12 protein-coding genes are annotated in these 10,343 nt (G+C 50.5%); 8 read left to right on the top strand and 4 right to left on the bottom strand.

Annotation, left to right across the window (positions count from 1 at the left end; genetic code table 11):
- Positions 1–143 precede the first annotated feature (143 nt).
- From NGM62_RS05255 to NGM62_RS05230, 6 genes are all read left to right on the top strand, one after another.
- Positions 144–392 (top strand): type B 50S ribosomal protein L31, encoded by a 249-nt coding sequence (locus NGM62_RS05255; protein WP_262246375.1) that lies wholly within the window; start codon positions 144–146, stop codon positions 390–392.
- 78 nt (positions 393–470) lie between these two features.
- Positions 471–1,664 carry a putative sugar nucleotidyl transferase gene (locus NGM62_RS05250; protein ID WP_262246373.1) on the top strand — a complete coding sequence of 398 codons (1,194 nt, stop codon included), beginning with the start codon at positions 471–473 and terminating at the stop codon, positions 1,662–1,664.
- 41 nt (positions 1,665–1,705) lie between these two features.
- Positions 1,706–2,473: a triose-phosphate isomerase gene (gene tpiA / locus NGM62_RS05245; protein WP_262246383.1), complete on the top strand. Its 768-nt coding sequence runs from the start codon at positions 1,706–1,708 to the stop codon at positions 2,471–2,473.
- Positions 2,474–2,485: 12 nt separating this feature from the next.
- Positions 2,486–3,325, top strand: a complete 840-nt coding sequence (gene prmA, locus NGM62_RS05240) for a 50S ribosomal protein L11 methyltransferase (protein ID WP_262246371.1) — start codon at positions 2,486–2,488, stop codon at positions 3,323–3,325.
- A gap of 6 nt (positions 3,326–3,331) precedes the next feature.
- Positions 3,332–4,690 carry a UDP-N-acetylmuramate--L-alanine ligase gene (locus NGM62_RS05235; RefSeq protein WP_262246369.1) on the top strand — a complete coding sequence of 453 codons (1,359 nt, stop codon included), beginning with the start codon at positions 3,332–3,334 and terminating at the stop codon, positions 4,688–4,690.
- Between the two features lie 88 nt (positions 4,691–4,778).
- Positions 4,779–5,117 (top strand): helix-turn-helix domain-containing protein, encoded by a 339-nt coding sequence (locus tag NGM62_RS05230; protein ID WP_262246367.1) that lies wholly within the window; start codon positions 4,779–4,781, stop codon positions 5,115–5,117.
- A gap of 149 nt (positions 5,118–5,266) precedes the next feature.
- On the opposite strand, the gene NGM62_RS05225 is transcribed toward NGM62_RS05230, so the two are convergent.
- From NGM62_RS05225 to NGM62_RS05210, 4 genes are all read right to left on the bottom strand, one after another.
- Positions 5,267–5,449 (bottom strand): hypothetical protein, encoded by a 183-nt coding sequence (locus NGM62_RS05225; protein ID WP_262246364.1) that lies wholly within the window; start codon positions 5,447–5,449, stop codon positions 5,267–5,269.
- 91 nt (positions 5,450–5,540) lie between these two features.
- Positions 5,541–6,113, bottom strand: coding sequence for an SMC-Scp complex subunit ScpB (gene scpB / locus NGM62_RS05220; RefSeq protein WP_262246363.1), 573 nt, complete (start codon positions 6,111–6,113; stop codon positions 5,541–5,543).
- Positions 6,114–7,238, bottom strand: a complete 1,125-nt coding sequence (mqnC, locus tag NGM62_RS05215; protein WP_262246361.1) for a cyclic dehypoxanthinyl futalosine synthase — start codon at positions 7,236–7,238, stop codon at positions 6,114–6,116.
- A 47-nt stretch (positions 7,239–7,285) separates the two neighbouring features.
- The gene (locus NGM62_RS05210; RefSeq protein WP_262246359.1) at positions 7,286–8,443 is read right to left on the bottom strand and encodes a PQQ-dependent sugar dehydrogenase; all 1,158 of its coding nucleotides are present in this window, start codon (positions 8,441–8,443) and stop codon (positions 7,286–7,288) included.
- A gap of 122 nt (positions 8,444–8,565) precedes the next feature.
- Here NGM62_RS05210 and NGM62_RS05205 point away from each other — a divergent pair, with 122 nt between their 5' ends.
- Both NGM62_RS05205 and NGM62_RS05200 read left to right on the top strand, forming a co-directional pair.
- Positions 8,566–9,150 carry an RNA polymerase sigma factor gene (locus NGM62_RS05205; protein ID WP_262246357.1) on the top strand — a complete coding sequence of 195 codons (585 nt, stop codon included), beginning with the start codon at positions 8,566–8,568 and terminating at the stop codon, positions 9,148–9,150.
- A gap of 70 nt (positions 9,151–9,220) precedes the next feature.
- Positions 9,221–10,264: a FecR family protein gene (locus NGM62_RS05200; protein ID WP_262246355.1), complete on the top strand. Its 1,044-nt coding sequence runs from the start codon at positions 9,221–9,223 to the stop codon at positions 10,262–10,264.
- The last annotated feature ends 79 nt before the right edge of the window (positions 10,265–10,343 follow it).

Genomic DNA, 10,343 nt, shown 5'->3' with positions numbered 1-10,343 from the left:
ACTGACTGTTAGTGTGTTGTACAGAATTTAAGGGATGACTATATACAATAAATAGCCGACGATTAAACGAACTATTGTTGGAATTTAAATTCTAATAACCTATCTTTGCACGCTCATTTAGGATTATAGTAACTCGAAATAAAATGAAAAAAGACTTGCATCCAGCGAATTACAGATTGGTGGTTTTCAAGGATATGTCAAATGATTATGCGTTTTTGACAAAATCGTGCATCGAAGCCAAAGAAACCATTCAGTGGGAGGATGGAAATGAATATCCATTGGTGAAACTTGAAATTTCGCACACTTCTCACCCTTTTTATACCGGTAAGATGAAATTGGTCGATACTGCAGGGCGTATCGATAAATTCCGTAGCCGTTACAACAAAAAGTAACGCGGTAATATTTAAAAAAATATTAGTCCCGATATTTTATCGGGACTTTTTTATTTTAGCCGTTCTAAATGGAAACCTATGCATATCGTTTTATTTGACAAGGCGGAATGGCGGATAGGGCTGTATCCATTGGCACTGACACGCCCGGTGGCCGATTTGCGTGTCGGCATACTTACCATTGCGGAGAAGTGGGCGAAGCGGCTGCAAGCATCACATTCGTTCTTCACCGAAGACTACCTGCAGGAGAAATACCCGCTGGGCCAGCTCCATGGCGACATCCTGCTGGTGCGGGGTAACTGCTGCCCGGATGGCCGGTTGGCCGACGCGGTACACGCACTCCAAACGGGCGAGGCCCTGCTCCTCGGTGACGAATTCATCGCCCTGCGCACGGTACCGGAGGCGCTGCAGGGTGCCGGCCACCCAGTCCTGGCCGATTATTCTCCTAAGCATTACCAACACCCTGTGGTGATGGTAAACCACCCCGAAGATATCTTCTTGCAGAATGGCGAACAGATTGCGCTGGATTTCGACCTGCTTACCGCGGGCCGCCAGTCGGCCGCACTTTCCGATAGCAACCATTTCATCGGCAGCCGTTTTTTTGCCGAAGAGGGAGCCCAGGCGGAGTGCTCGACATTCAACAGTACCAGAGGGCCCATCTACCTGGGCAGAAACAGCGAAGTGTGGGAGGGAAGCCTCATCCGGGGTGCATTTGCATTGGGCGAAAACTCGCAAGTAAAAATGGGCACACGCATTTACAGCAATGTGTCGGTAGGGCCCTATTCGCGGGTGGGTGGCGAGCTCAATACCTGCGTCATCTGGGGACGTTCTGCCAAGGGGCACGATGGGTACCTCGGAAGTTCGGTGCTGGGCGAAGGTTGCAATTGGGGCGCCGATACAAATAATTCGAATTTAAAGAACAATTATAAATCCGTACGTTTATATGATTATAAGCAGGCCGGCTATCGGGATACCGGTTTGCAGTTTTGCGGAATGATTATGGCAGACCACGTGCGGTGTGCCATCAATACCGCTTTCAATACAGGCACGGTGGTGGGCGTGGGCGCAAGCGTCTATCACCCCGGTATGCCGCCTACGTTTATCCCCGATTTTTCATGGGGGAGCGCCGAAGGGTTTTCAGGATACCGGCTCGAGAAGCTCTTCGAGACGCTTGAATCGGTATATGAGCGGCGCGGTATGCACTTTGACGATGTCGAAAAAAGGTTGTTGGTGGCCGTGTTCGAGCAGACCCGGAAATACCGAGATTATCAGTAATAGATTGTTGGACTTAATTAAATAAAACTATACAGCATATGATACGAAAGAAAATTGTTGCCGGAAATTGGAAAATGAACCTTGACTATCAGCAAGGGATTAGTCTTTTTTCGGAAATTGTGAATATGGCTAACGATGAGGTAATCGGAGAGCAGGGAATAGTGGTCTGTGCGCCGTTTATCCACCTTCATGGCATCGCCCAATTGGCTGCCGGGTCTACCCGGGTCGCCGTGGGCGGCCAAAATATCTACTTCCAGGAGTCTGGTGCTTACACTGGTGAGATAGCCGCTTCGCAGCTCAAATCCACGGGCGCTACCCATGTTATCTTGGGCCACTCCGAACGGCGTGCGTACTTCCACGAGGATAATGACCAGCTTAGCAGAAAGGTCGATGCGGCATTGAAACACGGGCTGGTTCCTATTTTCTGTATCGGTGAAACCCAGGAAGAGCGCGAATCCGACCGCTATTTCGATGTGATCCGCACCCAATTGGAAAAAGGGGTGTTTCACTTGGCAGACCTTGATTTCGGTAATGTGGTGCTTGCCTATGAGCCGGTTTGGGCTATCGGAACCGGGCTCACAGCCACGCCGCAACAGGCACAGGAGGTCCATGCATTTATACGTAATGAGGTGGCAAGCCACTATAACCAGGAGGTGGCCAATGGTACAACTATTTTATACGGTGGCAGCTGCAACCCCAAGAATGCGCCCGAGCTGTTCGCGCAGCCAGATATCGATGGCGGCCTCATCGGTGGTGCGTCGTTGAAATCAAGGGATTTCATCGACATCGCCAAAGTGTTCAATCGTTAACATAAACGGGCGATGAGGTACAGCGAAGTTGTTTTTTCCTGCAGAGGCGGTGAGGATTGGCATCAGGATATCCTGATCGGCGACCTTGGTGACCTCGGTTTCGATACCTTCGAAGCCCGCGAAGGTGGTTTTGCTGCCTACATCGCATCGGAGCAGCTCGACCTCTCTGCGTTGGAGTCGCTGCTGATCCATCAGCCCTCCGGTTTTGAGGTCGACTATGAGGTCAACGAAATCCTGCCCCAAAACTGGAATAGCGTTTGGGAGCAGAATTTCGAGCCCATCGTGATAGCCGACCAGTGCTATGTAAGGGCTACATTTCATCCTGCGGCACCCCAGTACCCCTATGAGATCGTCATCGACCCGAAGATGGCCTTTGGCACCGGCCACCATCAAACCACTTCACTGATGATGCGCCAGATGTTGACTGAAACATTTGACGGGAAAACGGTGTTGGATATGGGGTGCGGTACCGGCATATTGGCCATATTGGCAGCCAAGCTGGGTGCAGAGCAGATATTGGCGATTGATAACGACCCGGTATGTGTGGACAGTGTGGAAGAGAATAAAATAAGGAATGATGCGGCCCACATCATCACCGCCTGCGGATCCGCTGAGCTGATACAGGGCAAGCGGTTCGATATTGTCCTAGCAAATATCAACCGCAACATCCTGCTGGAACAAATCGGGCAGTACGCCCAATCGTTGCGAACGGATGGGGTGTTATACATGAGCGGCTTCTACGAGGGGCATGATCTCACGATGTTGAAGGAAGCAGGGGAGAGCCTTGGACTCGCCTATGTAAGCCATGAGGCGTTGGACAGCTGGGTTGCAGCACGGTTTTTAAAAAGATAATAACGTATGCGGGTACATTTCATAGCTATTGGCGGCAGCATCATGCACAACCTCGCGATTGCGCTAGCCAAAAAGGGCTTCCTCGTTAGTGGGTCAGACGACCACATCTATGAGCCGTCGCGCACCAACCTCGAGCAAGAGGGACTACTGCCGGAGCTCGGTTGGGATCCTGCTCGCATCACCGAGGATATCGACGCTGTGGTGTTGGGGATGCACGCAAAAGAAGATAACCCCGAACTGCTGAAAGCTCAGGAGATGGGTATCCGTATAGTCTCTTATCCCGAGTTTATCTACGAGCAGGCGGCCGAGAAGACGAGGGTGGTGATTGGCGGCAGCCACGGGAAAACCACCATCACGAGCATGGTCATGCACGTGCTCAAATCGATCGGGCGCGATTTCGATTTCCTGGTAGGGGCCAAGCTCGACGATTTCGAGCACATGGTGAAGTTGACCAAAGACGCCCCATTGATGATTATCGAAGGTGATGAGTACCTCGCTTCGGCCATCGACCGGCGCCCTAAGTTCCACCTCTATAAACCGCATATCGCACTCATCAGCGGCGTAGCATGGGACCATGTCAATGTGTTCCCCACATTTGAAAACTATGTGAATCAATTCCGGCTGTTCATAAAAAGTATTGAGCCTAAAGGCACCCTGGTTTATAATAAGGAAGACAAAACGCTGCAGGAACTGGTGCTGGAAGACAAGTCTAAGATAAACAAGCACGGCTACCGTACGCCGGAGTACACCATAAACAAGGGTATCACGTACATGCATACGCATATCGGTGAAGTACCGTTGCAGGTTTTCGGCAAGCACAACCTTTCCAATATAGCAGGGGCATTCACCGTATGTGAATGGCTTGGTGTCGAGCGTGATGAGTTTTTTGCCGCTATCAGGCAGTTCAAAGGGGCTACGCGCCGGCTGGAATATGTGGCCAGCGATAACGACAGCGTAGTTTACCAGGATTTCGCACATACCCCCGCCAAACTGAGGGCCAGTATACACGCGATTAAAGAGCAGTTCCCGGATGAGGCATTGGTAGCAATCATCGAGTTGCATACCTACAGTAGCCTGGATAGTGCCTACCTCAACGAGTACCGGGATACCATGCAAGAGGCCGAGTACCCGGCGGTATTCATCAACCAAGAGGCACTGAAGCAGCGAAACGCCGAGGCCATCTCTGAGGCCACGCTGAGGCGGGCCTTTAATCAGCCCAATCTCGTTTATTTAGATGGGGTAGACCGGATGACGCAATACCTGGATGACATGTCGCCCGAAGGAAAAAACCTGTTATTTATGAGCTCGGGCAACTATGGTGGCATAAATCTTGTTCATTTTGCTGATAAGTTTTTATACAGATGAGAAATTTAACTATATTCGGCTCCCATAGAGGTATATCGTAGTATTAATTGCCATTAAGTACCACGTTTTTCTTTATATCATCTTACCAATGAACACATTAGGAAAAAAAATAAGGCTTTTGAGGCATCAGAGAGGATGGAGTCAGGAAGACGTTGCCAAACGGCTGGAAATATCTATCCCGGCATTTTCGAAAATCGAGACCGGTATTACAGATGTCAATCTTTCGCGGCTGGCGCAGATATCGCGGCTTTTTGATATGACTATCGTTCAGCTGCTGGCCACCACAGACTCGGAAGAGGAGAAGCAACACACCACCGAGGTGGAAGAGCTGCGGGAAAAACTACAGGAACGCGAAGCGGAGGTTATCAAACTCCAGAAAAAAGTCATCGATCTTTACGAGATGCTGCACAAAAGGGCATCTGTATAATGTTGTTAATCAGTTAAAAATCCCGCTTCATCCCCGTGGCTCAAGCCAATCGGTATGAAGCGGGCATCATTATACAGTTGCCTTGTTCAGCTAGTTTAACTATACGCTGTAGCAGGTAAGGGGTCTCTTCAAATACGAGGGGTTCTTAATCAATAATCATCATCGTCGAAATCATCAAACTCATCCAACGAGTCAAACTCATCCAATTCGAAATCATCCTCATCATCGAAAAGATCTTCCGAATCCTCATCATCGGGACCCGTGTTCAGCATGATCAGCATGTCGTCCTCCAACATCGCTAAATCCATGTCATCCATCATTGGCGTTTCCATAATCATGTTAAAAGATACTGTGTTATTTTATAGGATAAAAATAGGAAGTTTTTAATTCAAAGCATATTTTTTAAAAAAATAAATCTATGTGCTATTCGCTCGTTTCCCCTATCGTATTTTCTTCTTGTACGATATCCTTCATTTTCGGCAAATCGGCTGTTGAGGCAATCCCGAAATGATCCATAAACAGATCGCTTGTGGCGTACAAAATAGGTTTACCCAGCGTGTCGGCCTTCCCCGCGATTTTAATGAGTTCCTTTTCGAGCAGGCGGTGTACCGAGTAATCGCAGTTGACCCCACGGATCTGTTCGATTTCCAGCTTTGTGATGGGTTGACGGTAGGCGATGATCGCCAGGGTTTCCAATGCCGCCGGGCTGAGCTTCTTTTTTGATCGGTGGGCTTGCAGTTGGTTGATGGTGTCGTAGTACGACGGCTTGGTAAGAAACTGGTAGGCGTTGTTGATGAGTCGCAATTCGAATATGCGGTCGTCCGCCAAATAGCGGTCTTTGATTGTTTCGAGGGCCGATACGATAGCCTGCTCGGAGATTTCCGTATCGTACACCACAGAGAGGACCTGTTGGATTTCCGCGATGCCGATACCTAGTTCAGAAGCATAGATAAGTGCTTCGATTTGCCGACCCAGCTGTTCGTCTGCCGCTTTCATCTAATAATCAATGACCTGTTCTTCTATCGCCTGCGGTATTTCGCGGAATTCATATTTCTGTGTGCGGAGCTGTGGTTCAAATCCAGCCTCGCGGATGGCATCCTGTATCGATTTAGACGTAAACCGGTGAGGTGCCCCCGCAGCAGAAACCACATTCTCCTCGATCATGATCGACCCGAAGTCGTTGGCCCCGGCATGCAGGCACAGCTGCGCTACGCGCTTGCCTACGGTAAGCCATGAGGCTTGTATATTTTTGATGTTCGGTAGCATAATCCGGCTTAATGCAATCATCCGGATGTATTCCTCGCCCGTTACGTTGTTGGTGATCCCGCGTAGGCGTTTGAGTAATGTGCCATCGTCTTGGAATGGCCAGGGGATAAAGGCGGTGAAACCGTAAGCACCCTCCGGCCGTTCGGCCTGTACTTCCCGTATCCATACCAAGTGTTCGAAACGCTCTTCTATCGTTTCGATGTGGCCAAACATCATGGTTGCCGACGTGGGCAGGTTTACTTGGTGTGCTGCCCGCATGATGTCCAACCATTCCTTACCGCCGCATTTCCCTTTGGAAATGAGCCGTCTTACGCGGTCGTTCAGAATCTCTGCACCAGCACCCGGCAATGAGTCGAGGCCTGCTTCCTTAAGTGCACGCAGCACGTCGATGTGGCGCATCCCTTCCAGTTTCGAGACATGGGCCACTTCGGGAGGGCCGAGGGCGTGCAGTTTCAACTGGGGGTATAGTGTTTTCAGCTCGCGGAACAAGTTGGTATAGAATGCCAGTCCCAGCTCTGGATGGTGACCGCCCTGTAGCAGCAGTTGGTCGCCCCCGTAGCGGAAAGTCTCTTCGATTTTACGTTTGTAGGTGTCAATATCGGTGATATAGCTTTCCTCGTGGCCCGGCCGGCGGAAAAAATTGCAGAATTTGCAGTTGGCAATGCACACATTGGTGGTGTTTACATTCCGGTCTATCTGCCAGGTCACCTTGCCGTGGGGCACTTGGATCTTTCGCAGTGCGTTAGCTACGTAGGTCAAATCCGCAACAGGTGCATGGTGATACAGGTAGACACCTTCGTCGATAGAGAGAAACTCAAAATCCAGGGCCCGGCTAAGCAATTTGTCGACGTTCATGATAGCAAAGATACGCAGTTTTTGACAATCGCAGAACGCTATGCGACTTATTCCGCCGGAATTAGTTTGAGGAGCATTCCGGGGCCTTCGGTGAGCACGTAAATATAGCCGTCGGCGCTTTGTGCAATATGCCTTACGCGGCCGATGCCCTGCAGCAATTTTTCCTCATGGGCATAGTTGCCGTTTCTCAGCTCTATGCGCGCTACATGGGTCAGTGCCAGCGCACCGGCAAACAGATTGCCCTGCCATCCGGCAAACTTATCGCCTGTATAGAAAAGCAGTCCGCAGGTAGCTAAAGAAGGGGTCCAATAATGGATTGGCTGCTCCATGCCTTCTTTTTCGGTGAGTACCGAGATGATGGCTCCACTATAATCGATGCCGTATGTAATCACCGGCCAGCCGTAGTTTTTCCCCTTTTCGATGATGTTCAGCTCGTCGCCCCCCCGCGGGCCGTGCTCGGTGGCATAGATCACGTTGTGAGTGCTATCATAGGCCATGCCCTGCACATTGCGGTGGCCATAAGACCAAATGCTGGGCTTTGCAAGTGGCGTATCTACAAAGGGGTTGTCGGCCGGTATGCGCCCGTCGTCGTGCAGCCGGTGTATTTTGCCCATGTCATTTGCCAGGTTCTGTGCATGTTCTTTAGCGCCGCGTTCGCCTGTGCTGAAGTAGAGGTAGCCGTCGTTGTCAAAAATAATGCGGCTACCGAAATGTACGCCAGCGGTGGACAGGGGAGTCGTTTCGTACAAGGTTTTCAGATCGGTGATGTCATTGCCGGACAGGCGGAACCGTATTAACGTGGTGCTACCGCCCCCCGCCCCCGGCTTGGCGTAGGTTGCATAAATCCATCCGTTTTCCGCATAGTGCGGGTGGGGCTGGATGTCTAGCAGACCACCCTGGCCGCGCTCGTAGGTTTGTGGGAAACCCTTTAGTTTCTCGCCGCTGTACCGGTCGTCTTCAAAAATCAGTATTTCGCCTTTCCGCTCGGTTACCAGCATCCGGCCATCTTGCAGCCATGCCATGCCCCACGGGTTGTCCAACCCCGAATACAGTGTGTCGAGATAAAAAGTGCCGCTTTCTGAAGGTATGGGCTGCCCGGTCCGAAGCGACGTATTGCCGCCTCCGCGGCCGCTGCCCGTGCAGCATAGGAATAAGGTGCCGGCGGCAAGCGCAATGAGTAGCCGCAATGTTTTTTGAGGGATCATATGATCGTCAAACACTTTCATCCGTCAAAGATAGGAAATGTATGGAGGTAAATATTCAGCAAATATTTGTATAAATGTAATCGAATCATTACGTTTGTCTCAGCCAATTAACAGAAAGAGCCTTGTTGAACGAATCTATACTCGATAAAGACACGGAATTACTTGAGCGTATAAAGAAGGACGACCAGGTGGCCTTCGAAAAGTTGTATAGACGCTATTGGCAGCGCTGCTATATGCAGGTCGTGCGCCGGTCGTGCGACGCGAAATTGGCGGAAGACATTACCCAGAGTGTTTTCGTATCGTTGTGGGAAAAACGGAAAACAGCCAACATCCAGCACATTGGCGCATACCTCTATTCGGCGGTGCGCTTTCAGTTTATCACTTACCTGAGGGCGCAGATGCACGAAGAAGCCTATGCGTTTCATTTACGCGAAGACGACCAGGAGCGGCATAATCCGGTGGAAGTATCGATGCACATCAAAGAGCTCAACGAAGCCATTGAGAAGGGTGTGGCCATGATGCCTCCCAAAACCAAGACCGTTTATACCTTGAGCCGCTCTGAGCATTATTCCGTCAAAGAAATAGCGAATGAACTCAACCTGTCGGAAAAGGCAGTTGAATACCATATTACGCAGTCGCTCAAAATGTTGAGGCTCGTGCTGAAAGATTTTCTTGTGTCCGTTTCTCTCTTCTTCCTATTTTTCTGAAAAACTTTTTAGGGATTGAACCGGTTCGGTAGACTATACTATTGAACGGGTTAATAAGCACCTGTGGAATATGGGTAGGGAAAGTTTTCATCAATTACTGCAACGTTACCTCGATGGCCGGTGCACACCAGCGGAAGAACGGCTGGTAGACCACTGGTACCACATGCTGGAGGCCGACGATAAACACGAAATCAGTGTATCGAATTTAGCGGCTTTGGAAGATGCTATGTGGCAGAAAATACACGGGCGAATCACCGATGGTGTAGCTCCGCATTCGGCCCGCCGACCATTAGCGGGGTCGAGGCGCTTCCGCCGTCTGTTGGTAGCCGCATCCGTTGCCTTGTTCGTGGCTGTCGGTGCCATCGCTTACCTTCGTGTGTACCTATATCCGATTGTGCCGTCGTTTACCGCCAACGGTACGTTGGATAGCAACATCGTCGTGGCGAAGAACGATACCGACCGCCGCATGAATATTATCCTTGCGGATGAGTCGCTGGTCGAGCTGTACCCCGGGGCTGAGCTCCATTACCCGAAGCAGTTCAGCGGGCACTGCCGGGAGGTCCGACTGGTAGGGGATGCGTTTTTTTCGGTGGCACCAAACAAGGAGCGGTCGTTCTGGGTGTTCCATGAAGGCATGATCACAAAGGTGTTAGGTACAAAATTCAAGATCAAAGCACCTAGAGGCAACGCTAAGGGCGAAGTCATCGTGTATTCGGGAAAGGTAGATGTTTTTTACAATGTAGGACAACGTAATGTGGTGCAACGCATCCTGTCCACGCCAAAAAAAGCTTCGCTTACCACCAACCAGCGGGCCGTATTGTCAGCAAAGAAGCTGGAAGAGACGGTTACGGAGAACCCGCTGCCGGTAAGGGAACATGTGGATGCAGTCCGCCACGAAACCTACCAGGACATCCCGATAACTTCGTTGGCTGAAACCTTGAGCGAGTTGTACGCCCTGGATGTTGTGGCCGATAGCGATTTGTCACACACTACCTTCACGGGCGACATCAGTGGCATCGGACTATTCAAACAGCTGGATATCATCTGCACGGTTACCGACACGCGGTATGAGGTGGCAGGCACCACGATTTTCCTGAAACGCAAACCATACTGACCACAATTGAACCCGACTATGTTATGACCAAACACGCAAAACACACCGTTTACACACACAAGGCCCCGACGTAGCCATT

It is taken from the genome of Parapedobacter soli (genome assembly GCF_025460835.1).
GTDB lineage: Bacteria > Bacteroidota > Bacteroidia > Sphingobacteriales > Sphingobacteriaceae > Parapedobacter > Parapedobacter soli.
Note: the sequence above shows the minus strand (reverse complement) of the source record. Positions and strands in the feature narration are given on the sequence as shown.